The following is a 26,399-nucleotide window of genomic DNA, read 5'->3' as shown; positions in this document are numbered from 1 at the left end:
GTCAGCGGCCGTGCCGTTCGACCGCGCGGTCGGCACGCTCGGCGGGACGGCGGCGGTTGCTGCCACCGGCGCGGGCGCGGCGCGGGCGGCAGAGCGGGTTGCGGTGCGGGCAGGCGCACGCTCCTGCGCGGCGGCGGGCCCGGCGACCGTCTCGGCAGGGGTCTGGGCGGACGGGGGCGCGGCGGGCAGCACGATGGTCGGCTGCGTCGTCGGCGACGCGGTTCCGGCCGTCGTGGCCGGGCTGAGCGCAGTGGTCGGCGCGGTGGCTTCGGGCGGCAGGGTCACCGTCGGCGTCGTCGGCGTGGCGGCCTGTGCGGGCCAACCCGTGGTCACGTCCTGCGACAACGACAGGGAAGGGGCGGCGACGGGCGCCGCTTCCTGCGTGCTGGCCGAAGCGGCCGGGATGGCGGAAAGCGCGAGGACGGCGGCAATCGCGGTCAGGGCGCGGGGCGAGTGAGTGACAGCGTGTTTCATGCAAGTGACAATGCGCCGAACGCACGGTTGGAGCCGCGGTCATCCCAAATACAGGACAAGTCGAACCCTCTGCCGCGACGAACCGACGCTTGCCATGCTTAGGATGACGAATGGCGGTATTCTGCCGATTTACGCCAGATGAACGGCGGCATGGCGTATTGATTTGGCGCGGGGCGCGTTCATGGGGGCAACTTAGGTCACGGCGCCGGGGGTTTGACACACCGCACCCGCGATCCTATATGGCGGCCTCGCTCGGTCGCTTCGAGCAAGACATGTCCATGCGCGGGGACACGTCCGGGAAGGAAGCGATCCGGGTCTCATCCGACGTGACAGGCTGCCGGCCGCAGGATCATCCCGCTCAGGGAATCCGCGGGCCGCGCGGCCTTTTCGCGTTTCGGATGGCCTGCCTCGCGGCAGGTGCACCGTCTCGCGACGACGACATTTTCCGGCCCGGTTCCACACGCGAATCGGTCCTTCAAGAAGCGAAGAGGCAAGACCAGCTCATGGCCACCAAGCCCATCGAACCCGCAGCGACCGTCGGGGCGCGTTCGCCCAAGAAGCGCATCCGCAAGATCTTCGGCGACATCCACGAAGTCGTCCAGATGCCCAACCTGATCGAAGTCCAGCGCGAGAGCTACGAGCAGTTCCTGCGCTCCGATCCGGCGACCGGCTATGTGTCGGGCCTCGAAAAGACCCTGCGCTCGGTCTTCCCGATCCGCGACTTCGCGGGCACCAGCGAGCTGGACTTCGTCCACTACGAGCTGGAAGACCCCAAGTACGACGTGACCGAGTGCCGCCAGCGCGGCATCACCTACGCCGCGCCGATGAAGGTCACGCTGCGCCTGATCGTGTTCGAGGTCGACGCCGAGACCGAGACCCGCTCGGTCCTCGATATCAAGGAGCAGGACGTCTACATGGGCGACATGCCCCTGATGACGGAGAACGGCACCTTCTTCATCAACGGCACCGAGCGCGTGATCGTCTCGCAGATGCACCGCTCGCCGGGCGTCCTGTTCGACCATGACCGCGGCAAGACCCACGCTTCGGGCAAGTTCCTGTTCGCCGCGCGCGTCATTCCCTACCGTGGTTCGTGGCTCGACTTCGAGTTCGACGCCAAGGACATCGTGAACGTGCGTATCGACCGCAAGCGCAAGCTGCCGGTCACCGCGCTGCTCTACGGCCTGGGCCTCGATAGCGAGGCGATCCTCGACTACTTCTACCAGACCGTGACCTGGAAGCGCGGCGACGGCGGCTGGCGCCTCCCCTACGTGCCGGAAGCCTGGCGCGGCGCCAAGCCGGCGTTCGACATCGTCGACGCCAACTCGGGCGAAGTCGTGTTCGCCAACGGCACCAAGATCTCCCCGCGCGCCGCCAACAAGGCGCAGAAGGACGGCCTCACCGAGCTGCTGATCCCGACCGAGGAAATCTTCGGCCGCTATTCGGCCGTCGACCTGATCGACGAGAGCACCGGCCGCATCTACATCGAGGCCGGCGACGAAGTCAGCCCTGAGAACCTCGAAGCGCTCGACCATGCCGGCATCGACCAGATCGACCTGCTCGACATCGACGAGGTCAACACCGGTCCCTGGATCCGCAACACCCTCAAGGCCGACAAGGCCGAGAACCGCGAGATGGGCCTCGAGGCCATCTACAAGGTGATGCGTCCGGGCGAGCCGCCGACCAAGGAAACCGCCGAAGCCCTCTTCGACGGCCTGTTCTTCGACGCCGACCGTTACGACCTCTCGGCCGTGGGCCGCGTGAAGCTGAACATGCGCCTCGGCCTCGACGCCGAGGACACCGTGACGACGCTGCGCAGCGAGGACATCCTCGCCGTGGTCAAGGAACTGGTCGGCCTCAAGGACGGCAAGGGCGAGATCGACGACATCGACAACCTCGGCAACCGCCGCGTGCGTTCGGTGGGCGAGCTGCTCGAGAACCAGTACCGCGTCGGCCTGCTCCGCATGGAGCGCGCCGTGAAGGAGCGCATGAGTTCGGTCGACGTCTCGACGGTGATGCCGAACGACCTCATCAACGCCAAGCCCGCCGTGGCCGCGGTGCGTGAGTTCTTCGGTTCCTCGCAGCTCTCGCAGTTCATGGACCAGACCAACCCGCTCTCGGAAGTCACCCACAAGCGCCGTGTTTCGGCCTTGGGCCCGGGCGGTCTGACGCGTGAGCGCGCCGGCTTCGAAGTTCGCGACGTCCACCCGACCCACTACGGCCGCATCTGCCCGATCGAGACGCCGGAAGGCCCGAACATCGGTCTGATCAACTCGCTGTCGACCTTCGCCCGCGTTAACAAGTACGGCTTCATCGAGACGCCGTACCGCAAGGTGATCGACGGCAAGGTGACCGGCGACGTGGTCTACCTCTCGGCCATGGAAGAGCAGAAGCACACCGTCGCGCAGGCTTCGGCCGCCACCAACGAGGATGGCTCGTTCGCGGAAGAACTCGTCTCGGCCCGCCAGAACGGCGAGTTCGTGATGAGCCCGCGCGACCAGGTCACGCTGATGGACGTTTCGCCCAAGCAGCTCGTCTCGGTCGCCGCATCGCTCATTCCGTTCCTGGAAAACGATGACGCCAACCGCGCACTGATGGGCTCGAACATGCAGCGCCAGGCGGTGCCGCTGGTCCAGGCCGACGCGCCCTTCGTGGGCACCGGCATGGAAGAGACCGTGGCGCGCGATTCGGGCGCCGCGATCTCGGCCGGCCGCGCCGGCGTGGTCGACCAGGTCGACGCGACCCGTATCGTCATCCGCGCGAGCGGCGACATCGAGGCCGGCAAGTCCGGCGTCGACATCTACCGTCTCCAGAAGTTCGAGCGTTCGAACCAGTCGACCTGCATCAACCAGCGTCCGCTGGTGAAGGTGGGCGACATCGTCCAGAAGGGCGACATCCTCGCCGACGGTCCCTCGACCGAGCTGGGCGAGCTGGCGCTGGGCCGCAACAGCCTCGTCGCGTTCATGCCGTGGAACGGCTACAACTACGAGGACTCCATCCTGATCTCCGAGCGGATCGTGAAGGACGACGTGTTCACGTCGATCCACATCGACGAGTTCGAAGTCATGGCCCGCGACACCAAGCTGGGCCCGGAGGACATCACCCGCGACATCCCGAACGTCGGCGAGGAAGCCCTGCGCAACCTCGACGAGGCGGGCATCGTCTACATCGGCGCCGAGGTTCACCCCGGTGACATCCTCGTCGGCAAGATCACGCCGAAGGGCGAATCGCCGATGACCCCGGAAGAGAAGCTGCTGCGCGCGATCTTCGGCGAAAAGGCCAGCGACGTGCGTGACACCTCGCTGCGTCTGCCGCCGGGCGTCTCGGGCACCATCGTCGACGTGCGCGTGTTCAACCGCCACGGCATCGAGGTGGACGACCGTACCCGCGCGATCCAGAACGAGGAAATCGACCGCCTCGCCAAGGACCGCGAGGACGAGCGCGCGATCCTCAACCGCGCCACCTACAACCGCCTCAAGGACATGCTGCTCGGCCAGACCGCCGCTTCGGCGCCCAAGGGCGTCAAGAAGGGCGGCGAGATCGACGAGGCGCTGCTGGCCGAAGTCGAGCGTCACGAGTGGTGGAAGTTCGCCGTCGCGGACGACCACATGCAGTCGCAGCTGGAAGCGGTTAAGACCCAGTACGACGCCACCGTGAAGGCGATCCAGGAGAAGTTCGAGGACCGCAAGGAAAAGCTCGAGCGCGGCGACGAGCTGGCTCCGGGCGTGCTCAAGATGGTCAAGGTCTTCGTGGCGGTGAAGCGCAAGCTGCAGCCGGGCGACAAGATGGCCGGCCGTCACGGCAACAAGGGCGTCATCTCGCGCATCCTGCCGGTCGAGGACATGCCGTTCCTCGAGGACGGTACCCCGGTCGACCTCGTGCTCAACCCGCTGGGCGTGCCTTCGCGCATGAACGTCGGCCAGATCTTCGAGACCCACCTGGGCTGGGCCGCGCGCGGCCTGGGCCAGCAGGTCAAGCAGGCCCTGGAAGACTGGCGCCACGCGAACCCCGATCCGGAGGCCGCCGCGCCGCCGGAAGCGGTCCGCGAGCGCCTGATGACGATCTACGGCGAGCACTACGCCGAGGACATCAAGAACCGCGACACCGAGTCGCTGCTCGAACTGGCCAACAACGTCACCAAGGGCGTTCCGATGGGCACCCCGGTGTTCGACGGCGCGGTCGAGGCCGACGTCGCGGACATGCTGGAGCTGGCCGGCCTGCACAAGTCTGGCCAGTCGGACCTCTACGACGGCCGCACGGGCGACAAGTTCGACCGCAAGGTGACCGTGGGCATCATCTACATGCTCAAGCTGCACCACCTTGTGGATGACAAGATCCACGCGCGTTCGATCGGTCCGTACTCCCTCGTCACCCAGCAGCCGCTGGGCGGTAAGGCGCAGTTCGGCGGCCAGCGCTTCGGCGAGATGGAGGTCTGGGCACTCCAGGCCTACGGCGCGGCGTATACCCTGCAGGAAATGCTGACGGTGAAGTCGGACGACGTGGTCGGCCGCACCAAGGTCTACGAAGCGATCGTCAAGGGCGACGACACCTTCGAGGCCGGCATTCCCGAGAGCTTCAACGTGCTCGTCAAGGAAATGCGCTCGCTGGGCCTCAACGTCGAACTCTCGTCGGTCGACACCGACGAGGACGGCGTGGCGATCGCGGCGGAGTAACGGGATCGGCGAGGCCTTCGGGTCTCGCCTTCCCTGCCCCCCGCAAGAGAATTCACCCCCAGAGGGATTGAACTATGAACGACCTGACCAAGTTCACGAACCAGATGGCGAAGCCCGAGACGTTCGACCAGATCCAGATCGGTCTGGCGAGCCCCGAGCGCATCCGCTCCTGGTCCTTCGGCGAGATCAAGAAGCCGGAAACCATCAACTACCGCACGTTCAAGCCCGAGCGCGACGGCCTGTTCTGCGCGCGCATCTTCGGTCCCGTGAAGGACTACGAGTGCCTCTGCGGCAAGTACAAGCGCATGAAGTACAAGGGCGTCGTCTGCGAGAAGTGCGGCGTCGAGGTCACCGTGACCAAGGTGCGCCGCGAGCGCATGGGCCACATCGAGCTGGCCGCCCCGGTCGCGCACATCTGGTTCCTGAAGTCGCTGCCCTCGCGCATCGGCCTGCTGCTCGACATGCAGCTCAAGCTGCTCGAGCGCGTGCTGTACTTCGAGAGCTACATCGTCACCGAGCCGGGCCTGACCCCGCTCGAGAAGTACCAGCTGCTCACCGAAGACGAGATGCTGGACGCCCAGGACGAGTACGGTGAAGACGCCTTCACCGCCGGCATCGGCGCCGAGGCCGTCAAGCACATGCTGATGAACCTCGACCTCGTGCAGGAGCGCGCGGACCTTCTCCAGGAGCTTGAGACCACCAAGTCGGAACTCAAGCCCAAGAAGATCATCAAGCGCCTCAAGGTCGTGGAATCGTTCATCGATTCGGGCAACCGCCCCGAATGGATGATCCTCGACGTGGTGCCGGTCATCCCGCCAGAGCTGCGCCCGCTGGTGCCGCTGGACGGCGGCCGCTTCGCGACCTCGGACCTCAACGACCTCTATCGCCGCGTCATCAACCGCAACAACCGTCTGAAGCGCCTGATCGAGCTGCGCGCGCCGGACATCATCGTGCGCAACGAAAAGCGCATGCTGCAGGAAGCGGTCGACGCCCTGTTCGACAACGGCCGCCGCGGCCGCGTCATCACCGGCGCCAACAAGCGTCCGCTGAAGTCGCTGTCCGACATGCTCAAGGGCAAGCAGGGCCGCTTCCGCCAGAACCTGCTCGGCAAGCGCGTCGACTACTCGGGCCGTTCGGTCATCGTGACCGGACCGGAACTCAAGCTGCACCAGTGCGGGTTGCCCAAGAAGATGGCGCTCGAGCTGTTCAAGCCGTTCATCTACGCCCGCCTCGACGCCAAGGGTCTCTCGATGACCCTCAAGCAGGCCAAGAAGTGGGTCGAGAAGGAGCGCAAGGAAGTCTGGGACATCCTCGACGAAGTCATTCGCGAGCACCCGGTCATGCTGAACCGCGCGCCCACGCTTCACCGCCTCGGCATCCAGGCCTTCGAGCCCGTGCTGATCGAGGGCAAGGCGATCCAGCTGCACCCGCTCGTCTGCTCGGCCTTCAACGCCGACTTCGACGGTGACCAGATGGCCGTCCACGTGCCGCTTTCGCTGGAAGCCCAGCTCGAAGCGCGCGTGCTGATGATGTCGACCAACAACATCCTCTCGCCCGCCAACGGCAAGCCGATCATCGTGCCTTCGCAGGACATGGTTCTCGGCCTCTACTACCTGTCGCTCGACCGCGACGGCGAGCCGGGCGAGGGCATGAAGTTCTCGGACATGGCCGAAGTGCACCAGGCGCTCCACGTCGGCGCCGTCACGCTCCACTCGAAGATCGAGGCGCGCGTGCCGCAGACCGACGAGGACGGCAAGCAGTACACCGCGCGCTTCAGCACCACGCCGGGCCGCATGCTGCTCGCCGAGTGCCTGCCCAAGTCGCACAAGGTGCCCTTCGACGTCGTCAACCGCCTTCTCACCAAGAAGGAAATCGGTGACGTCATCGATCAGGTCTACCGTCACACCGGTCAGAAGGACACGGTGCTGTTCGCCGACGCCATCATGTCGCTGGGCTTCCGCCACGCGTTCATGGCCGGCATCTCGTTCGGTAAGGACGACATGATCATCCCGGACAGCAAGGTGGCCCTCGTCGCCGAGACCAAGGAACTGGTCGCGGACTACGAGCAGCAGTACCAGGACGGCCTGATCACCCAGCAGGAGAAGTACAACAAGGTGATCGACGCCTGGAGCCGTTGCGGCGACCAGGTGGCGAACGCCATGATGGACGAGATCAAGGCCCAGCCGATCGATCCCGAGACGGGCCGCATGGCCCAGATCAACTCGATCTACATGATGAGCCACTCCGGTGCGCGTGGTTCGCCGGCGCAGATGAAGCAGCTCGCCGGTATGCGCGGCCTCATGGCCAAGCCGTCGGGCGAGATCATCGAGACCCCGATCATCTCGAACTTCAAGGAAGGCCTGACCGTCCTTGAGTACTTCAACTCGACCCACGGCGCCCGCAAGGGCCTGGCGGACACGGCGCTCAAGACGGCGAACTCGGGTTACCTGACCCGCCGTCTGGTCGACGTTTCGCAGGACTGCGTGGTCGTCATCGACGACTGCGGCACCGAGCGCGCGCTGGAAATGCGTTCGATCGTCCAGGGCGGTTCCACCATCGCCTCGCTCGCCGAGCGTATCCTGGGTCGTACCCTGGCCGAGGACATCGTCGACAAGGAAGGCAACGTCATCGCGTCGAAGGGCCAGCTCCTCGACGAGCCGGCGGTCGCCGCGATCGAGGCCACCGGCCTGCAGGCCGCGCGCATCCGCTCGCCGCTGATCTGCGAAGCCACGCAGGGCGTCTGCGGTACGTGCTACGGGCGTGACCTCGCCCGCGGTACGCCGGTGAACATCGGTGAGGCCGTCGGCGTCATCGCCGCGCAGTCGATCGGTGAGCCGGGCACCCAGCTGACCATGCGTACCTTCCACATCGGCGGTGCGGCGCAGCTCAACGAGACCTCGCACCTGGAAGCGATCAGCGCGGGCCATGTCGAATACCGCGACATCCCGACGATCGTCGACAAGCGCAACCGTCTCCTGTCGCTGGCCCGCAACGGCGAGATCGTGCTGTTCGACAGCGAGGGCCGTGAGCGCGCGATCCACCGCGTGCCTTACGGTACGGTGCTGCTGCACACCAACGGCGCCAAGGTCGAGCAGGGCGAACGCCTGGCCGAGTGGGATCCGTTCACGCTGCCGATCATCACCGAGACTTCCGGTATCGTGAAGTACCAGGACCTGATCGACACCCGCACGCTGACCGAGCACGTCGACGATGCGACCGGCATGACCAGCCGCGTCGTGACGGAAGACCGCTCGTCCAGCCGCGCCAAGAAGAAGGAGGACCTGCGTCCGCGCATCACCCTTCTCGACGACGCGAGCGGGGAATCGGCGCGCTACATGCTCGCTCCGGGCACCACCCTGTCGGTCGAGGACGGCCAGCGGATCGAAGCGGGCGACATCGTTGCCCGTGCCAGCCGCGAAGCCGCCAAGACCCGCGACATCACCGGTGGTCTGCCGCGCGTCGCCGAACTGTTCGAGGCCCGCAAGCCGAAGGACAACGCGGTCATCGCCAAGGTCTCGGGCCGCGTCGAATTCGTTCGCGACTACAAGGCCAAGCGCAAGATCGCGATCATCCCCGAGGAGGGTGAACCCGTCGAGTACCTGATCCCGAAGTCCAAGGTCGTGGACGTTCAGGAAGGTGACTGGGTCAAGAAGGGCGACAACCTGGTTTCGGGCTCGCCCGATCCGCACGACATCCTGGAAGTCCTCGGCGTGGAAGCGCTGGCGGAATACCTGGTGGCGGAAATCCAGGAAGTCTACCGACTCCAGGGCGTGAAGATCAACGACAAGCACATCGAGGTGATCGTTCGCCAGATGCTGCAGAAGGTCGAGATCACCGACGGCGGCGACACCACGCTGCTGGCGGCCGAGCAGGTCGACTACGAGGAAATGGCCGAGTACAACGCCAAGCTCGCGCCCGGCCAGAAGCCGGCCGAGGGCAAGCCGGTGCTGCTGGGCATCACCAAGGCCTCGCTGCAGACGCGCTCGTTCATCTCGGCGGCTTCCTTCCAGGAGACCACCCGCGTGCTCACGCAGGCGGCCGTCGAGGGCAAGAAGGACTCGCTGATCGGCCTCAAGGAGAACGTCATCGTCGGTCGCCTCATCCCCGCCGGTACCGGCGCGGGCATGAACCGCGTCCGCGTGGCCGCCACCAGCCGCGACGTCGCCCTGCGCGCGGCCACCCGCCGCATGCAGGAATCGATGATCCTCGCCAACACGGCGGCGGAAGAGCACAAGGCCGAACTGGCCCGCGACGTGCGCGACGACCTGGGCGACAGCCCGCTCGCCGCGGTCGAGGGCGAGACCCACGGCACCGACGCCGACGCCGGTGACTACCTGAACCCCGAAGCGGCCGACGGCGCGGAATAAACCCCGCCGCCGCCCGCCTCACGGGCAGACGAAAGGCCCCGCCGGAGCGATCCGGCGGGGCTTTTTCTTGTGCGGCACGCTTCTCCCGTGCGGGGCGCACCGCCGCGCCGGTCGGGCAATCCATTTTCCTACAGATGGGCCGCTAGGTTAGGCTCGCCGCATGACCCAGCCAGACCGCGCCCGCCCGCCCCGCCGCTCCCACGCCGAGTACCGCTGGACCAAGCCCAAGGTCCTCGCCTTCCTGCACGCATTGGCCCTGACGGGCAGCGTCGCGGCGGCCGCGCGGGCGGTGGGCATGGGGCGCCAGTCCGCCTACAAGCTCAGGGCAAGGCTGGGGCCGTCGTTCGCGCAGGTCTGGGACGAGGGCCGGAGCCTCGCGGCCGATCTGCGCGCTTGGCAAGGCGACACCGGACCGGCGTCACAAGGCGACACTTTTGCGCCGCAAGGCGACAGGTTTACAGCGCAAGGCGACACTTTGGCGCCGCAAGGCGACAGGTAGGGGGCCGAAATGGGCCTCTTTCCCTCTGGACCGTGTAAACCGTGTAAACCTCATGTCGCCTTGCGGGCGAAATCACTCCGCCGCGATGGTCGCTTCGGCGGCCGTCCCGGCCTGCGCCGCTTCGATCTCGGCGGCCTTGGCCTCGACCAGCGAAACGATGTGGTCGAGCATGGTCTCGCTCTGGATCGTGTGATCCGAGACCCCCGAGAGGTACACCATGTGCTTGCCGTTGCCGCCGCCGGTGAGGCCGATGTCGGTCTCGCGCGCCTCGCCCGGGCCATTGACGACGCAGCCGAGGACCGAGAGCGAGAGCGGGGTCTTGATGTGCTGGAGCCGTTCCTCCAGCGCCTCGACGGTGCGGATCACGTCGAAGCCCTGACGCGCGCAGCTGGGGCACGAGACGACGCGCACGCCGCGGGTGCGCAGGCCGAGCGCCTTCAGCATCTCGAAGCCGACGCGCACTTCTTCCTCGGGCTCGGCCGAGAGCGAGACGCGCAGGGTGTCGCCGATGCCGGACCACAGCAGCATGCCCATGCCGATCGAGGACTTGACGGTACCGCCGATCAGCCCGCCGGCCTCGGTGATGCCGAGGTGCAGCGGGCAGTCCACCGCGTCGGCAAGGCCCTGGTACGCGGCCACGGCGAGGAACACGTCGCTGGCCTTCACCGCCACCTTGAACTCGTGGAAGTCGTGGTCCTGCAGCAGCTTGATGTGGTCCATCGCCGATTCGACCAGCGCCTCGGGGCACGGCTCGCCGTACTTCTCGAGGAGGTGGCGCTCGAGGCTGCCGCCGTTGACGCCGATGCGGATGGCGCAGCCGTTGGCCTTGGCGGCGCGCACCACTTCGGCGACGCGTTCGTGCGAACCGATGTTGCCGGGGTTGATGCGCAGGCACGCCGCCCCCGCGTCCGCCGCTTCGAGGGCGCGCTTGTAGTGGAAGTGGATGTCCGCGATCAGCGGCACCCGCGCGGCGCGGGCGATCTCGCGGAAGGCGGCGGTGCTTTCCACGTCCGGGCACGAGACGCGGATGAGGTCGGCGCCGGCATCCTCGCAGCGCCGGATCTGGTCGATCGTCGCGCCGGCGTCGGAGGTCAGCGTGTTGGTCATGGTCTGCACCGTGATCGGGGCATCGCCGCCGACGGGGACGGCGCCGACCATGATCTGGCGGCTCTTGCGGCGCTCGATGTCGCGCCAGGGACGGATGGAAGACATGAGCGTCCTATAGGCTCTCGTCGTGACGGATTGAAGCCGATTCCGTTCGGCCCGGAATTGAGGCATGGAAGCGCGATGATCGACGAAATCCTGAGCGACGACGAGCACCGCGAACTCCCGCTCCTGTTCGGCCGCGTGCTCGACGGCAAGGGCTCGGCGCGGGCCATCGGCTGGGCCGAGGCGCAGGCCTGGCAGCCGGGCGCGGAGGGCGAAGTGCTGTGGATCCACCTCCTGCGCACCCATCCGGGCGTCGAGGCATGGCTGATGGACTGCCTCGGCATGCCCGAGCCGACCGCCGAACTGCTCACCAGCGACGCCAGCCGTCCGCGCGCCTTCCGCGAAGGCCACTCGCTCGTCGCCACCCTGCGCGGGATCAACTTCAACCCCGGCGCCGCGCCAGAGGACATGCTCTCGATGCAGCTGTGGAGCGACGGGCTGCGGGTCGTCACCCTGCGCCGCGCGCCGCTGCAGACACCGCGTCTGGTGCTGAGCGACCTCGACGCAGGCGACGGCCCGGTCGATGCCGGCTCGCTCGTCACCGCGCTGACCGAGCACCTGATCGACCGCATGAGCCACGCCATCGTCGACATGAACGCGATGATCGACGAACTCGACGACGACACGATCGAAAAAGACCCCGCCGAAACGCTCGACGACATCGCCAAGATCCGCCGCAACTGCCTTGCCCTCAAGCGCCACATGTCGCCGCAGCACGAGGCGCTGATCGCCATCGCGAGCGGCGCGCCCGGCTGGTTCGAGGAGCACGACCGGCGCGAGATCGCCGAATCGATCGCCCGCCTGCGCCGCTATCTCGACGACCTCGACATCAGCAAGGAATCCGCACTCGTCCTGCAGGACGACATCCGCGCCCGCGCCGCCGCCAACACCCAGCGCACCCAGTACGTGCTCGCCATCGTCGCGGGCGTGTTCCTGCCGCTGACCTTCATCACCGGACTGCTGGGGATCAACGTCGGCGACATTCCGCTCGCCGCTCAGGGCTCGCACGGGTTCTGGATCATCGCCGGGCTCTGCGGGATCATCCTCGTCGTGGAGATCCTGCTGCTGCGGCGGCTCAAGTGGTTCTGAGCCACACTGGTTGACAGTCGGCCGATTCGCTAACACGCTGACGAAAACGTCTTGGGAGAGATGTGTGTCAGACCGGCCCGATTACCCCGATTTCTACTCCGATCCCGAAGTGATCGACCGCCCGCGCGAGTTCTTCGCCGACCTGCGGACCCGCGCGCCGGTGCTGCGCGAAGGTTATCACGGCTCGATGATCGTCTCGGGTTACGACGAGGCGAACGAGGTGCTGACCAGCCGCGACGGCACGTTCTCGTCGGTCGTCTCGGTGCTGGGGCCGCTGCCGGGCCTGCCGTTCGCCCCCGAGGGCGACGACATCGGCGCCGAGCTGGAAGCCCACCGCCCCGAGATGCCGTGGTCCGCGCACCTCGTCTGCTTCGACGGCGAGGACCACACCCGCCACCGCGCGCTGCTGACCAGCCTGCTCACCTTCAAGCGCCTCAAGGCCAACGAGGATTACCTGCGCGGCCTGGTCAACACCCTGATCGACAGGTTCGTGGAGGCCGGACGCTGCGAGATCGTCACCCAGTTCGCCCATGCCACCTCGACCTACGCGATCAGCGACATCATGGGCATCTCGATGGAGGACCGGGCGGAATTGCTCGAACTGCTCGGCGCGCCGCCCAGCCAGATCGACGGCGACGCCGCGCACAAGGTCGGGCCCGACCCGCTGGTGTTCCTCAAGGAACGCTTCGACGACTACATCCTGTCGCGGCAGGAAAGCCCGCGCGGCGACCTGCTGTCCGACCTCGCCAATGCGCGGTTCAAGGACGGCAGTGCGCCGTCCTACGAACGGCTGGCCGAGCTGGCGCGGTTCGTGTTCGGCGCCGGGCAGGACACCACCTCGCGCCTCATCGCCATGGCCGTGCGCGTGCTGGGCGACCGGCCGAACATCCAGGCCCGCCTGCGCGCCGAGCCGGCGCGCATCGGCGACTTCATCGAGGAGACGCTGCGCATCGACCCACCGGTCAAGGCCGTCTACCGCGTCGCGCGGCGGTCTACCTCGATCGCCGGAGTGGAGACGCCCGCCGGCACCGTCGTCAACGTTAGCCTGACCGGGGCCAGCAACGATCCCCGCCACTTTGCCGAGCCCGACCGCTTCGACATCGACCGTGGGGGCCTGCGCGATCACATGGCCTTCAGCCGCGGCAGCCACGGCTGCATGGGTGCGCCGCTCGCCCGGCTGGAAGCGCGCGTGGCGATCGAGGAACTGCTGCGCCGGACCCGCGACATCCGCATCGACGAGGAAGCCCACGGCCTGCCCGAGGCGCGCCGCTATGAATTCGAGCCGACCTACAGCTTCCGCAACATCGCCCGGCTGCACGTCGAGTTCGACGGGGTTTGAGTCATGGCGCTCCCTCGCCAACTAAGCCCCGTCGTCCCCGCGAAGGCGGGGACGACGGGAGTCTCAGGGCTGCGTGCGGGCTCGCTCAGTCCTCGAGCACTTTGGCGAAGAGAAATTCCTCGTCGCGCTGCTCGCCGACCATGAAGTGGATGTCGGCGACTTTCGCGAACCCGCAGCGCGCGTAGAACTTCTGCGCGCCGGGATTGTCGGCATAGACCGAGAGCTGGATCTCATCGGCGCCGAAAGCGGCGGCTTCGGCGAAGGCCCAGTCCATCAGCCGCGCGCCGATGCCCTTCCCGGTGGCGTCCGGCGCGGTGTAGAGCTGTTTGAGTTCGATCACCCGGTCGCCCCGCGCATGGTCGGGCCATCCGCAGTCCATCACCAGCTTGCAGAAGCCGAGCAGCTTCCCGTCGTCTTCCGCCAGCGCGACGCGCAGGCGCGGATCGGCGATCTCCCTGGAAACCTTGGCTTCGCTGTGCGAGCCCTCAAGGAAATCGGCGAGGTCCTCCGGCTTGTAGAGGTGGCCGAACTTGGCGACGAAGCTGTCTGCGCCGAGGCTAGCGAGCGGGCCGGCGTCGGCCGGCCGGGCGATGCGAATGTCCATGCCGGTTCTTATGGCGCGGCGCCGCCTTGCGTCAATCGCCGGGCAACTCCAAGGTCATGCACATCGAGAAGTCGTCCGAGAGGTAGTCGCCGAAAGGCGCGCATTCACGGAAACCATGGGCGCGGTAGAGACCCTGCGCGGGCTGGAACGGCTCGGGCCGCCCGGTTTCGAGGCTGACCCGGGCGTAACCGCGTGAACGGCCCTCTTCCAGCAGGCGCAGCAGGATCGCCCGGCCCACACCCTTGCCGCGATAGGCCGGCGCGACGCGCATCGACTTGAGTTCGCCGTGGGCGTGATCGAGGTGCTTGATGGCGCCGCAGCCCGCCAGCGTTTCGCCGTCCCAGGCGGAGAAGAACGCGACGTCGGGCTGGCGCAGGCGCCCCGCCGGCATGGCGTGGACGCTTTCGGGCGGCGACCATTGGTGCATCTCGTCGAGGTGCAGCTGGAGCAGCGCCAGCACCGCCTCGCCGGTCAGGTCGTCGGGTACGATGCGCAGGGTCTCGATCATGATCCTAATGCCCGGAATGCTTGTCGGCCTTGCGCCGTCCCATCCGCATGCCCGCTTCGAGCCGCGCCCGCAACTGGGTGTAATAGTCCGTGAGGAAGCGCCGTTCGTTGCCCCAGCCGTCATTGCGGCCGATCTTGGCGGCGATGGCGTGGTAGACGGTTTCGATGGAATCTGCCCGGTCCTCGCGCAGCACGCGTTCCAGCGACTGCAGCTCGAACTCGCCGTAAACGGCCAGCTCGGCGTCCTCGAAGCGGAACCTGGGCGTGGGCGCGGCCTCCTCGCCCGCCGGTGCCTGCCGGACGGTCATCGCTGCCTCCAGCTTTTGGCGCGGGCGTTCGAGCACCCAGCTTCCCGCGATCACATCCCCGGCGCGCAGTCCGTCGCGGTTGAACAGCGGAAACAGCATGAAGATCGCGAACCATCCCGCCGCCGCGATCCAGGCCATGCCGCTGTCGGCGCCGGCCATCATGATCAGCGGGATCGGCAGGAACAGCTCGATGTCGCGCAGGAGGTTGCGGGCGATCACCATCTCGGCGGTCAGGCGACCACCATCGCGCGCGGCGATGCGGATGCCGGTGAGACGCTTGCCCGGCGTCGCCCCGCGAGGGCCAAGCTCGAAGTAGAGGAAGTAGGCGTTACGGAACAGGAACATCACGACGATCCACACGATCATCAGGAACTGCAGCGCCTGCGCGCCCGCGCCGCCGCCCTTGGCCTCCTGCATGAACTGTCCGGCCCCGCCCGCGATCTGCGCGAGCGCCAGCGTCGAGCCGATCATGAGCAGGGCGATGAAGATGAGGTCGAGCACCAGCGCGCCCAGCCGCGCGCCGCGACCGGCGACCGTCACCGGCAGCGAGATGCCCTCGGGCGTGACGAGGATGCGCTCCTTGCGGGTGCGCGCGCGGCGGATCGCGGTGGCGCTCATCGGCCCGCACCGGCGTTGCCCCGGAAGGCGAAGAAGTAGGCGCACCACGCCGCCAGCATGAAGCCGCCGATGGCGAAGCGTCCGAAGGTGTCGTCGACGAGCTGGCGCGCGAAGCCTTCCAGCAGCGCGGCGACCACCAGCATCAGCACGACGCCGGTCATCACCACCGCCGAGCGCCTCCCAGCCTCGGCCGTCGCCTGGAGGACCGGGCGGTCGCCCGGAAAGGCCAGCGCCCGGCCGATGTGCAGGCCCGCCGCGCCGGCGAGAAGGATGGCGAACAGTTCCGTGGTGCCGTGGACGCTGATCCAGCCGGCGAAGTCGAGCAGCAGCCCGGCTCCGTTGTAGAGCCACGCCATCGCGCCCAGCAGCGCAAGGTTCTGGATGAGCAGCAGCAGCGTTGGGATCCCGAAGGCGAAACCCAACGCGAAGGCGAGGATCGAAACCTGTGCGTTGTTGCTGAACAGCTGCGCGGCGAACACGCTCATGCCGTCCTGCTTGGCATCGCCGAACAGTGTGCCGCGCAGGGCCTCAGCGCTGGCGCCGGGTACGCGCGGCCCAGCCATTTCGCGCGATATCAGCGAGAAGTACCATTCGGGGTCGTGCGACACGAGCAGCCAGCCCACCGCAACGCCCGCGACCATCACCGCCAGCGCGACCACGATGTCGAGCCAGATCGCCCGCACCGCCGCGCTCCACCCACCGCCGAGGAAAGTACGCAGCCATTCGGTGAGCGAGGAGCGCGGGCCATAAACGACGAACCACGCCCGCTGCACCAGCGCCTCGAGATAGCTGAGCGTCGCGGCGTCGAGCGAGGTCTCGCGCGCGATCGACAGGCTGGAGGCGACGGTGCGGTAGAGGCCGGGCAGCGCCAGCAGATCCTCGTCCGAGATGCCGCGCAGGCGGCCCTTCTCCATGCGCGTGACGATGGCCTCCAGCCGCTGCCAGTCGGCCTCGCGGTCCATGCGGAAGCGGTCGGAGCGCAGCGCGGCTATCTCGATGGCATTGGTGGTGACGGCGTTCATCCGATCGCTCCCGAACGCTTGATGGCAAGGTAGGCGTCGAGCAGCCGCGTGCCGATGGTCCGCCACGGCGCCTCCACCACGTCGACGCCGATCTGGCGCAGGCGGCGGGTGACGAGTTCGCGCTGGCGCAGCAGCATGTCGGCCGAGACCGCCATCGACAGCGTCTCCATGTCCTCCGGGGCGGCGGCGGAGAGGTCCTCCAGCTCGTCGTCGGGCATGGTCACGAACAGCACGACGTGGCGCTGGACGAGGCGGCCGATGCTTTCGATCATCAGCTCGGCGCTGGTCGGGTCGGTGAATTCGGAGAACACCACGATCAGCGAGCGGCGCTGCAGCCGGCTCGCCAGCGTTGCCAAGGCCAGCGTGAAGTTGGGCTCCTCCGAGCGGTATTCGAGGCCGGCGGCGGCGCGCTGCAGGCGGTGGAATTCACCGCTGGCCGCAATGAAGGGGGTCGACACCTCGGGCCGCGAGGCAAAGCCGAACAGCGAGACGCGGTCGCCGCCCTTCAGCGCCACGAAGGCGGTGGCGAGCGCGGCGGAAACCGCGCGGTCGAGCCGGGGCATGCCCGCGATCGGCTCGCACATCGCCTGCCCGCAGTCGAAGGCGAAGACGATCTGGTTGTTGCGCTCGGTCTCGTATTCCTTGGCATAGAGGTGGACGTGGCGGGCCGAGCTTTTCCAGTCGATCCGGCGGCGGTCCATGCCGGGCTGGTACTCGGCGAGCGATTCGAACTGGGTGCCCTCCCCCCGGATGCGGCGGGCGAGCAGGCCGTACTGCGCGTCCTTGAGGAAGGTCTGCAGCGTGGGCGAGCGGACCGCGGCGATGTTCGGCCAGACGCGCACCGCCTGGTCGAGATCGCCCGAGATTTGCCGCGCGCCGAGGCCCAGCGGGCCGGTCCAGCGCAGCCAGACGCGGGTGACGCGGCCGGTGCCGCGCCGGGCGGGGGTGAAGGCGCCGGTGCCGCGCCAGCTCTCGTCGCCGCGCGCCAGCGGGAAGACCAGCCGGCCGCCGGGGGCGAGGCGCGGGTCGCATTCGAGCGCCAGTTCGGCGCGCGAGGGCTTGCCGGTGAAGCGGACCTGCGCCCCCATCGCCTCGGGTTCGCCCACCTCGATGTCGGCGGGGACGGTGACCTGCAAGTCGTCCGCCCGACCGGCGAGCAGCGCGTCGACCACCACCAACGCCAGCACCACGAGGCCCGCGACCGGGGCGATCACCCAAAACTCGGGCCGCGCCGCCGCGATTATCAGCGCGACGGGCGCGGCGAGCGCCAGCATGATGGCGGCGCGGGCGGTGGGGACGATAGGTCCGCGCAGTGGGGATGGGGTCCTGCTCATGCCGCTCGTCGTCCCCGCGCAGGCGGGGACCCCGCTTGTTCTTTCGAGGTCGCGTCGTGGCGCAAGGCAGCGGGGCCCCCGCCTTCGCGGGGGCGACGGGGTGTTTTGGGAGATTGTATTGTCCTCCCCTCCGTTCGTGCCGAGCGTAGCCGAGACGCCACGCGCGGCGCCGGCGTGTCTCGGCTACGCTCGGCACGAACGGAGGGGGATTGAGGCTCCACCGGTTTCAGCGCGGGGCTTCGGTCTGTTCGACCAGCTGGTGGACCAGCGCCTCGACCTGCTTGCCCTCGATCTCGGCGGCGGGGCTGAGCAGGAGGCGGTGGCGCAGGACGGCGGTGGCGAGCGCCTTCACATCGTCGGGCACCACGTAGTCGCGCCCGTCGAGCGCCGCGCGGGCGCGGGCGGCTCCGGCCAGTAGCACGGCGGCGCGGGGACTGGCGCCGCTCGACAGGTCGGCGCTCTCGCGCGTGGCGCGGACCAGCCGGACGATGTAGTCGGTCACGCTGTCGGCCAGCTTGACGGTGCCCACCGCCAGCGTCGCCGCCTCCAGCTGCGCCGGGCTGACGACCGCCGCGATGCCGACCTCGGCGGGAGTGGGCGCGCCGCGGTTCTCGCCGTAGCGGGTGACGATGCGGCGCTCCTCCTCGGCGCTGGGATAGTCGACCAGCAGCTTGAACAGGAAGCGGTCGAGCTGCGCCTCGGGCAGCGGATAGACGCCCTGGCTTTCGATCGGGTTCTGCGTCGCGACCACGGTGAAGTGGACCGGCAGCTTGTGCGCGGTGCCATCGAGCGTGACGCGGCGCTCCTGCATGGCTTCGAGCAGCGCGGCCTGGGTCTTGGGCGGGGTACGGTTGATCTCGTCGGCCAGCAGCAGGTCGCAGAAGATCGGGCCGTGGGTCAGGGTGAACTGGCTGGTCTGGAAGTTGAACAGGTTGGAGCCCAGGATGTCGCCCGGCATGAGGTCCGGGGTGAACTGGATGCGCCCGAAATCGAGCCCCAGCGAGCCCGCGAAGCACTGCGCGAGGAAAGTCTTGGCAGTGCCCGGAGGCCCTTCGAGCAGGACGTGGCCGCGCGCCATCAGCGCGATCAGCAGGTGGTCGATCGTCTCGGCCTGACCGATCACGCCCTTGGCGACCTCGGCGCGGATGGCCTGCGCCAGCACGGCGACCTGTTCGATGCCGGTGGAGAGAGAAACGTCGGTCATCGGATCAGCATCCTTTCGAGCGCGTGGAGATCGCGCGCGGCTTTCAGAAGGTCGTGGGGTCGCCGCGCGGCCCTGAGGCGCCCGGCGATCACGGAGAAGGGTTCGGCGTCAGGCCGGCGCGCCGCCAGTGCCCGGTCGATCGCGGCGTCTGTACGCCCCGGCTCCAGGTTGCGCGGCAGGGCGAGCGACTGGACCAGACGCTCCCGTGCGCGGTCGGCATAGGGCGTGCCCAGCAGGTGCCAGCGGCGGGTGCGGCGCACGAAGCCGGCGGCGTTGCTCACCAGCGCGCGCTTGCCGAAGGCAATGGCCCGCTCGGGCGCAAGTGGCGGGCCGAAACGCAGGAACGCCCGCCAGCCGACCACCAGCGCCGCCAGTAGCAGACACAGCGTCGCGGCAAGGAAGGGCGGCGTGAAGGCGAGCGTCAGCAGGTTCTGCGAGCGGGCATAGCCCGGCAGTGTCATGTCGAAGACCACCGGCTCGCCCGGCTTTACGCCGCTCGCGCGCACCAGTGCGTCCGCCAGCCGGGCGTTCTCGACCCGGGCCATGCCGTAGTTGTCGAGAAGGTCGGGTTCGAAGACGATGATCGTGGGGTAGAGGTCGTCGTCCTCGCCCGAGTGGAGCACGCGGTCCTGCGCGATGGCATCGAGCCCGGGATAGGAACCGCCGTCGTCCATGTAGCCCGCCAGCGTGCGCTTTTCGTCGCGACTGGCGACGATCCGCACGAGGCCCGCGCCCGCGCCCGAGAGCGTGATGCGCTCGGGCAAGGTGCCCGACAGACCGGCGCCGACCCAGCCGCGCTGCGCCTTGTGCAGCGGCGTGAACGCGACGCTAAGTTCGTCGAGAAAGCCATCCCACTGCGGCGGTGCCGTACCGGAAAGGCGCACCCAGCCGGTCTTCGCGTTGTCCTGCTGCTCGCGCGTGGGTGGCACGGCCTGCCACTTGGGGACGACGACTAGCGTCGGGCCAAGGTGGCGGCGGCGCGCGACGATCTTCTGGATGGCCTTGCCATCGGCATGGGCAGGCGGGGTCAGTACCAGCAGGCCCGGCCGGCCGAGCGCGCCTTCGTTGCGGACGCTCGCGACCTTGTAGCCGCGCCGCTCGAGATATCCGGCCAACGCCGCATAGCCGTTGAGGCCATTGCCCTCGGCATGCGCCTGGCCGTCGTTGGCCGAGCCCATGCCGGTGCCGCTGGCGATCATCCACAGCAGTGCAACGAACAGACCCGAGCCGAGCAGGACGATGGCGAGTACCGCCCAGCGCGAGAACGGATTGGCGCCGACCGCGACTGGCGCTTCGTGGCCTGTGTTCATGCCCTCAGCTCGATCTTGGCGAACTGCGCGTAGGCGGAGCGCGCCGCGCTCCAGTCGTCGGCGTCGAGGTCGCGCAGTGCGAAGACCGCGCGTTCGACCCGCTGGGCGATCACCGCGAAGGCGTGGCGCCCGGCCTCGGGAAGCTTGGGCAGCACTGCGATTTCGCGGGCAGTGGAGGCGGCATTGAGCCAGTCGGGCCGGGCGCCCTGGATCTGGCGGACACTGCGGCGCAGGAGCAGGTGCGCGGCCTCGCCGTAGCGGCCTTCTTGCGCCAGGCGGTCGGCATCCTCGAGGAGGGCGGCGGCCTCGGCGGGGTCGGGCGTCCAGTGCGCACCTTCGGCTTCGGGTGCGCGGTTGCGGCGGCTGTCCAGCAGCGGCTCGACGACGATGCGCCAGAGCAGGAACAGCGCGAGGCCTGCGCCGACCGCGATCAGCACCCATTGGAAAATCGGCCAGGACAGGCCGAGCAGCCGGCCGATCGGCTCGAACACCGCCTCCAGGAAGCGGCCGAGCGCCAGAAGCCATTCGGGCGGTCCCTGAGGAGGGGTCACCTTGGGCTCGGCCAGCGGGAGATACTGGATATCGGCGGCATCGCGCACGACTTTCCAGTCGGCATCCGCTCGCGCGGTCGACCCCGCCATCTGACCTGCGCCCATCGTCACGCCCGCACGATTGCATGCGGGTCCGAACGGCGCAAGCGCTTGCGGAAGGGGGTTAATCGTCCGTCGTCCCCGTTCGAGCAGGGACGACGCAGGCCTCAGCCCCGCGCCCGGGCCCGGCGGTAGCTGCCGAGCGGCCGCACGTACTTGCAGTGGAACGCCAGCTCCTGCAGCGCGGTGTCGACGCGCGGATCGCCCGGCGCACCCTCGATGTCGGCGTAGAAGGTCGTCGCGGCGAAGCTGGCGCCGATCTGGTAGCTCTCCAGCTTGGTCATGTTGACGCCGTTGGTGGCGAAGCCGCCGAGCGCCTTGTAGAGCGCCGCCGCGATGTTCTTCACCTCGAAGATGAAGGTGGTCATCGCCGGCTGGTCCTTGAGGTCGAAGGGATCGAGCGGCTCGCGCGCCAGGACCACGAAGCGGGTGGTGTTGTCGGAGGCGTCCTCGACGTTCTGCTCGATGATGTCGAGGCCGTAGAGCTGGGCCGCCAGCTTGGGCGCGATTGCGCAGGACGCCGGGTCGCCCGCCTCGCGCACCAGCGCGGCGGCGCCGGCGGTGTCGGCATAGGCCATCGGCACGATGCCTCGCTCGCGCAGATAGTGGCGCGACTGGCCGAGGGCCTGCGGGTGGCTGTATGCTGCCTTGAACGGGCCTTTTGCGCCCGGAAGCGCCATCAGTGCGTGGTGAATCGGCATGAAATGCTCGCCCACGATCGACAGTCCGCTCTCGGGCAGCAGGAAGTGGATGTCGGCGACGCGGCCGTGCTGCGAGTTCTCGATTGGAATGATCGCCCGCGCGGCACGCCCCTCTTTCACCGCCTCCAGCGCGTCCTCGAACGAAAAGCACGGCAGCGGCAGGCAGTCCCCGTCGTATTCGAGCGCGGCGCGGTGGCCGTTGCAGCCCGGCGCGCCCTGCAGGGCGACGGCCAGTTCGGGTTGCGCGAGGGCGGCGGTTTCCATTTCGCCGACGAGGGCGATGGCGGGCTGGGGATAGACATTCATGACGCCAGCGCGATTAGGCGGCTGGTGCGATATCCGCAATGGCTCTTGCGCTCGATCAAGGCGGACATTAGAGCCCCAAGCCAACAGGATGAGCTATAATTAGCCGCAGGGGCATGCACGAATGGACGATCGTTTCAATACTATCGCCGGCTGGACTCTATTCTCGGGCATCGTCGGCCTGGGATTGACCATCGCCAGCGGGATGTACTTCCAGGCCGACAAGCATCATGCGCCCCATACGGCAGGCTATCCCGTCGAAGGCGTCGCCGAGAAGGGCGAAGGCGCGGCCGACGTGCCGATCGCGACCCTGCTTGCCAGCGCCGACCTCGCCAAGGGCGAGGCGACCTTCGCCAAGTGCACCTCGTGCCATACGATCAACGCGGGCGGCGCCAACGGCATCGGCCCGAACCTCCACGGCGTCGTGGGCGAGGCCGTGGGCCAGGGCGTCGGCGGCTTCGCGTTCTCGGACGCGCTCAAGAGCAAGGGCGGCAACTGGACCTTCGACGCGCTGAATGAATGGCTCAAGAGCCCCAAGGCCTATGCGCCGGGCACCAAGATGACCTTCGCCGGTCTGTCCAAGCCGGAAGACCGCGCCAATATCGTCGCTTATCTCAATTCGCAGGGCTCTAACCTGCCGCTTCCCGCCGCTCCGGCCGAAGGCGCCGCCGCTCCGGCTGCGGGCGCCGATGCCGCTGCAGCGCCGGAAGGCGAAGCGACCGGCGCCCCCTGAGCGCGCGTTCGCACCTGTTCTGAAATCCGGCTCTGCCGGTTGAAAACGGTCCGCAAGCGCCGCCGAGTCGCTTGCGGGCCGTTTTCGTCTTTTTGGCCTGGCGTAAAAATCCTCTCCATCTCTGCGTGACAGGGAGGATCTCGGAACTACGAAACGTGCGACGACCGCCGGGTCTCGCCGCCGCATTCCTGCGGGCTTACGCAGCGCCGGAGGGAATTACGGCGTCTGGCGATCATCCTCTGCCTTGGCGAGCACCAGCGAGAAGTCGCCCTGCGGGTCGGTCCAGTGCTCCAGTTCGGCCCAGCCGGCTGCGGCGAGGAGGAGGCGCATCTCGCCGGGACGGTACTTGTGGCAGTTCTCGGTGTGGATTGTCTCGCCGCCGTCCATGTTGAACACTTCGCCCGCGACCTCGAAGCGGATCGCGCGGCGGGCCTCGAGGTGCATCTCGATGCGGCTGGCGCGCTCGTTCCAGCGCGCGACGTGGCGGAACTCGGTCACCGGGATGGTGCCGTCCAGCTCGCGGTTGATGCGCTGGAGCAGGTTGAGGTTGAACAGCGCGGTCACCCCCTGGGCGTCGTCATAGGCAGCGACGAGCCGTGCGGGGTCCTTCACCCGGTCGACGCCGATCAATAGGTGCGAGCCGGCCCCCAGCGTCCCGCGCATCGAGCGCAGCAGGTCGACGGCGGCGGCGGCGGTCATGTTGCCGATGGTGGAGCCGGGGAAGAAACCCAGCATCGCCTGGCCCTCGCGCTTCACCGGCAGGTGTACCGTGGACATGAAGTTCGCTTCGACCGGCACGATTTTCACCTGCGGGAACAGCGCCGCCAGCCCCTCGCAGGCTTCGTCGAGGAATTCGCCGCAGATGTCGATCGGAACATACGTGGCGCGCGGCATGGCTTTCAGCAGGATGCGCGTCTTGATCGAGCTGCCCGAGCCGAACTCCACCACCGCCGCGTCGGTGCCGATCCGTGTCGCCACCGCGTCGGAATGGGCGTGGAGCAAGGCGGTTTCGGTGCGGGTGGGGTAATATTCGGGGACCTGCGTGATCGCCTCGAACAGCTGCGAGCCGCGCATGTCGTAGAACCAGCGGGAGGGGATCGCCTTGGCGTCCTGTCCGAGGCCGCGCAGCACGTCGGCGCGGAAGGCGGGATCGACGGGGGCAGGCGCGGCGCGGTCGATGGTGTCGTCGCGGGTCGGCGTGAAGAGCATGTCAGAGGCTCCTTGCAAGGCGCACGCCGGTGAACTGCCAGCGCTGATGGGGATGGAAGAAGTTGCGATAGGAGCCCCGCACATGGCCGCGCGGGGTGGCGCAGGAGCCGCCCTTGAGGACGAACTGGCCGGACATGAACTTGCCGTTGTATTCGCCCACCGCGCCCGCCGCGGTGCGATAGCCTGGCCAGGGGCGATAGGCCGAGCCGGTCCATTCCCAGACATTGCCGAACAGCGAGGCAAACCCGTCCACCTCCCCCTCGGGGCGGGGGGCGACGGCACCGGCATGGTCGAGCTGGACACCGCCGAGCGCATCCCGCCCTTGCGCGGCGGCTTCCCATTCGTGCTCGGTCGGCAGGCGGGCGCCGGCCCAGCTGGCAAAGGCGTCGGCCTCGTAGAACGAGACGTGGGTGACCGGGGCGTCCGGATCGACCGGCTGCCAGCCGGCGAGCGTGAAATGCTCCCAGTCACTGCCGTGGCCGCGCCAGTAGAGCGGGGAGGAAACCCCTTCCTGCCGCACCCAGTCCCAGCCGTCGGAGAGCCACAGCGCAGCGCTCGCGTAGCCCCGGTCGGCGACGAATTCGATCCACTCGCCGTTCGTCACCGGCCGGTTGGCCAAGGCGTGGGGAGCAAGCCACGAGGGGTGGCGCGGCAGTTCGTTGTCGAACGCGAAACCTGTCCCGTCGCTGCCGATCTCGGCAAGGCCTTCGGGTCCGGCGATCCAGCGCAGCGGGAGGCTTTCGGTCTTCGCGGCAGCGCTGGCAGCGGCATAGGACGGGCCGAGGGGGTTGCGCGAGAAGAGGTGCTTGAGGTCGGTCAGCAGCAGTTCCTGGTGCTGCTGCTCGTGCTGGATGCCGAGTTCGACGAGGTCGCCGTGGCGCTCCATCAGCCGGGGCAGCGCCGCGACCATCGCCTCGTCGACATGGTCCCGGTAGGCGAGCATTTCGGCGACGGTGGGCCGCGTCAGCAGGCCGCGTTCGGGGCGGGCCATGCGGGCGCCCTCGGCCTCGTAGTAGCTGTTGAACAGGAAGGGCCAGCGCTCGTCGAACAGGCGGTAGCCGGGAACCTGGTCGCGCAGCAGGAAGGTCTCGAAGAACCAGGTGGTGTGCGCGAGATGCCACTTAACCGGGGAGGCGTCGGGCATCGACTGCACGGTCATGTCCGCCTCGTTGAGGCCCTGGGCAAGGTCGCGGCTGAGGTTTCGGGTCTTGCGGAACCGTTCGAGGATCGCATCCTGCACCCACGGCGCGGCTGCAGGGTCCGGCTGGTTCCTCATGCTCACTCCTCCCGCTGCCCGCGTGGGCCCGCCCGGCTTCTGCCGCACGCCGACGCTGGGGTGCATCGGCAGGCGGCTGAAGGATACCATGTCTGAATGTGCTTAGTGCACGGAAAGTCCTGTGGTTCCGCAGCGCTTTCGAAAAGTAGCGCTTTCAGCGCCGGTGGGGCTCTGCCGAGCCGGGGTCGCGGGCGAACAGCAGCGTTGCGCCGAGCACGATCGCGCCTGCGAGCGCCAGCGGCAACGCAAGGCCGCCGTGGAACAGCAGCAGCGCGCCCAACGCCGCGCCCGCGAAGATCGAGAGCACCGCGGCGACGCGGCGTACGAGATTGGTGCCCGAGCGGTCGGCGGCGATGCCGGTGATGGTCAGCGTCAGCACCGTGGTCGTGAGATCGGGCACCTTGAGCTGGCGCACCTTGGCGTTGCGCAGGCCCATCGCGAAGCCGGATAGCGCGATCACCGAAAGCACCCCAGCTCGGGCGCCTGCGCAGCGACGTCGATGCCCAGCGCGATCAGCGCCGCGATCCACAACAGGGCTCCTTCCACCAGCGCCGCCCACATGAGCCAGCGCCGCAATGGCCGCTCCACATGGGCGCGGGCCAGATAGCCTGCCCCCCAAGCGCCGAGCATGAACGTCGCCAGCGTCAGCAGCGCGGGGCCGACCCTGAAGCCCGGCGCCCCCGCCGCCGCGAAGCCGAGGAACACGACGTTGCCGGTCATGTTCGCGGTGAATACCTTGCCCAGGCCGAGCACCGAGGCGGCGTCGACGAGGCCGGTGGTGGCGGAAAGCATCAGCAGCAGCCGGGGCAGCGAGGTCGGGGCGTGGTGGTCATGAGGGTCTGGGGGGAGGCGTGTGTGCGGCCTCGCCAGCGGTCCTCGTATACCTGGGGACGACGCGGCTCACACTGCCCAGCAGCCGCAGCCGAGCGCGCCCCAGAAGGTCTGGACGTCGGCGGCGGGGACGTTGGCGCCC

General features: G+C 68.3%; 19 protein-coding genes and 1 pseudogene. 7 read left to right on the top strand and 13 right to left on the bottom strand.

The window, feature by feature from the left end; translation table 11 throughout:
* The 4 genes from AC07M9_RS19925 to AC07M9_RS19910 all read left to right on the top strand — a co-directional run.
* Nucleotides 1-457, top strand: a 457-nt coding sequence (locus AC07M9_RS19925) for a hypothetical protein (RefSeq protein ID WP_494886224.1), incomplete at its 5' end; no start/stop codon positions are given.
* Between the two features lie 520 nt (nucleotides 458-977).
* Nucleotides 978-5,144, top strand: coding sequence for a DNA-directed RNA polymerase subunit beta (rpoB, locus tag AC07M9_RS19920; RefSeq protein WP_494886222.1), 4,167 nt, complete (start codon nucleotides 978-980; stop codon nucleotides 5,142-5,144).
* A 74-nt stretch (nucleotides 5,145-5,218) separates the two neighbouring features.
* Entirely contained in the window at nucleotides 5,219-9,511 is a 4,293-nt protein-coding gene (rpoC, locus tag AC07M9_RS19915; protein WP_494886221.1) for a DNA-directed RNA polymerase subunit beta', read from the top strand.
* Nucleotides 9,512-9,671: 160 nt separating this feature from the next.
* Complete coding sequence (locus tag AC07M9_RS19910) at nucleotides 9,672-10,010, top strand: hypothetical protein (RefSeq protein WP_494886219.1); 339 nt, start codon at nucleotides 9,672-9,674, stop codon at nucleotides 10,008-10,010.
* 72 nt (nucleotides 10,011-10,082) lie between these two features.
* On the opposite strand, the gene ispG is transcribed toward AC07M9_RS19910, so the two are convergent.
* The gene (gene ispG, locus AC07M9_RS19905) at nucleotides 10,083-11,222 is read right to left on the bottom strand and encodes a flavodoxin-dependent (E)-4-hydroxy-3-methylbut-2-enyl-diphosphate synthase (RefSeq protein WP_494886217.1); all 1,140 of its coding nucleotides are present in this window, start codon (nucleotides 11,220-11,222) and stop codon (nucleotides 10,083-10,085) included.
* 75 nt (nucleotides 11,223-11,297) lie between these two features.
* Between ispG and AC07M9_RS19900 the strand changes: the two genes are divergently transcribed.
* Nucleotides 11,298-12,308: a CorA family divalent cation transporter gene (locus AC07M9_RS19900; protein ID WP_494886215.1), complete on the top strand. Its 1,011-nt coding sequence runs from the start codon at nucleotides 11,298-11,300 to the stop codon at nucleotides 12,306-12,308.
* Nucleotides 12,309-12,372: 64 nt separating this feature from the next.
* Nucleotides 12,373-13,647 carry a cytochrome P450 gene (locus tag AC07M9_RS19895; RefSeq protein ID WP_494886213.1) on the top strand — a complete coding sequence of 425 codons (1,275 nt, stop codon included), beginning with the start codon at nucleotides 12,373-12,375 and terminating at the stop codon, nucleotides 13,645-13,647.
* 85 nt (nucleotides 13,648-13,732) lie between these two features.
* Here AC07M9_RS19895 and AC07M9_RS19890 read toward each other — a convergent pair whose 3' ends face one another.
* From AC07M9_RS19890 to AC07M9_RS19850, 9 genes are all read right to left on the bottom strand, one after another.
* The gene (locus AC07M9_RS19890; protein WP_494886212.1) at nucleotides 13,733-14,251 is read right to left on the bottom strand and encodes a GNAT family N-acetyltransferase; all 519 of its coding nucleotides are present in this window, start codon (nucleotides 14,249-14,251) and stop codon (nucleotides 13,733-13,735) included.
* Between the two features lie 31 nt (nucleotides 14,252-14,282).
* The gene (locus AC07M9_RS19885; RefSeq protein WP_494886210.1) at nucleotides 14,283-14,759 is read right to left on the bottom strand and encodes a GNAT family N-acetyltransferase; all 477 of its coding nucleotides are present in this window, start codon (nucleotides 14,757-14,759) and stop codon (nucleotides 14,283-14,285) included.
* A 4-nt stretch (nucleotides 14,760-14,763) separates the two neighbouring features.
* Nucleotides 14,764-15,684, bottom strand: coding sequence for an RDD family protein (locus tag AC07M9_RS19880; protein WP_494886209.1), 921 nt, complete (start codon nucleotides 15,682-15,684; stop codon nucleotides 14,764-14,766).
* The gene (locus tag AC07M9_RS19875) at nucleotides 15,681-16,706 is read right to left on the bottom strand and encodes a stage II sporulation protein M (protein WP_494886207.1); all 1,026 of its coding nucleotides are present in this window, start codon (nucleotides 16,704-16,706) and stop codon (nucleotides 15,681-15,683) included. The genes AC07M9_RS19880 and AC07M9_RS19875 overlap by 4 nt, the downstream gene beginning before the upstream one ends.
* Complete coding sequence (locus AC07M9_RS19870) at nucleotides 16,703-18,040, bottom strand: DUF58 domain-containing protein (RefSeq protein ID WP_494886205.1); 1,338 nt, start codon at nucleotides 18,038-18,040, stop codon at nucleotides 16,703-16,705. Before AC07M9_RS19870 ends, AC07M9_RS19875 begins: the two co-directional genes overlap by 4 nt.
* Before the next feature lie 226 nt (nucleotides 18,041-18,266).
* Nucleotides 18,267-19,244: an AAA family ATPase gene (locus tag AC07M9_RS19865; RefSeq protein WP_494886203.1), complete on the bottom strand. Its 978-nt coding sequence runs from the start codon at nucleotides 19,242-19,244 to the stop codon at nucleotides 18,267-18,269.
* The gene (locus tag AC07M9_RS19860; protein ID WP_494886201.1) at nucleotides 19,241-20,554 is read right to left on the bottom strand and encodes a DUF4350 domain-containing protein; all 1,314 of its coding nucleotides are present in this window, start codon (nucleotides 20,552-20,554) and stop codon (nucleotides 19,241-19,243) included. The genes AC07M9_RS19865 and AC07M9_RS19860 overlap by 4 nt, the downstream gene beginning before the upstream one ends.
* A complete protein-coding gene (locus tag AC07M9_RS19855; protein ID WP_494886199.1) occupies nucleotides 20,551-21,195 on the bottom strand; it encodes a hypothetical protein in 645 nt (214 codons plus the stop codon). The genes AC07M9_RS19860 and AC07M9_RS19855 overlap by 4 nt, the downstream gene beginning before the upstream one ends.
* Nucleotides 21,196-21,311: 116 nt before the next feature.
* Nucleotides 21,312-22,211: a prephenate dehydratase gene (locus AC07M9_RS19850; protein WP_494886197.1), complete on the bottom strand. Its 900-nt coding sequence runs from the start codon at nucleotides 22,209-22,211 to the stop codon at nucleotides 21,312-21,314.
* A 121-nt stretch (nucleotides 22,212-22,332) separates the two neighbouring features.
* Between AC07M9_RS19850 and AC07M9_RS19845 the strand changes: the two genes are divergently transcribed.
* On the top strand, nucleotides 22,333-22,941 hold the full coding sequence (locus tag AC07M9_RS19845; protein WP_494886195.1) for a c-type cytochrome: 609 nt from the start codon (nucleotides 22,333-22,335) through the stop codon (nucleotides 22,939-22,941).
* Nucleotides 22,942-23,157: 216 nt separating this feature from the next.
* On the opposite strand, the gene egtD is transcribed toward AC07M9_RS19845, so the two are convergent.
* The 3 genes and pseudogenes from egtD to AC07M9_RS19830 form a co-directional block, all read right to left on the bottom strand.
* On the bottom strand, nucleotides 23,158-24,150 hold the full coding sequence (gene egtD, locus AC07M9_RS19840) for an L-histidine N(alpha)-methyltransferase (RefSeq protein ID WP_494886193.1): 993 nt from the start codon (nucleotides 24,148-24,150) through the stop codon (nucleotides 23,158-23,160).
* Between the two features lies 1 nt (nucleotide 24,151).
* Nucleotides 24,152-25,426, bottom strand: coding sequence for an ergothioneine biosynthesis protein EgtB (gene egtB, locus AC07M9_RS19835; protein ID WP_494886191.1), 1,275 nt, complete (start codon nucleotides 25,424-25,426; stop codon nucleotides 24,152-24,154).
* Nucleotides 25,427-25,580: 154 nt separating this feature from the next.
* Nucleotides 25,581-26,218 (bottom strand): annotated as a pseudogene (locus AC07M9_RS19830) (YoaK family protein).
* Nucleotides 26,219-26,399: the final 181 nt, after the last annotated feature.

Source organism: Novosphingobium sp. GW821-FHT09E05 (genome assembly GCF_059416165.1).
Note: the sequence above shows the minus strand (reverse complement) of the source record. Positions and strands in the feature narration are given on the sequence as shown.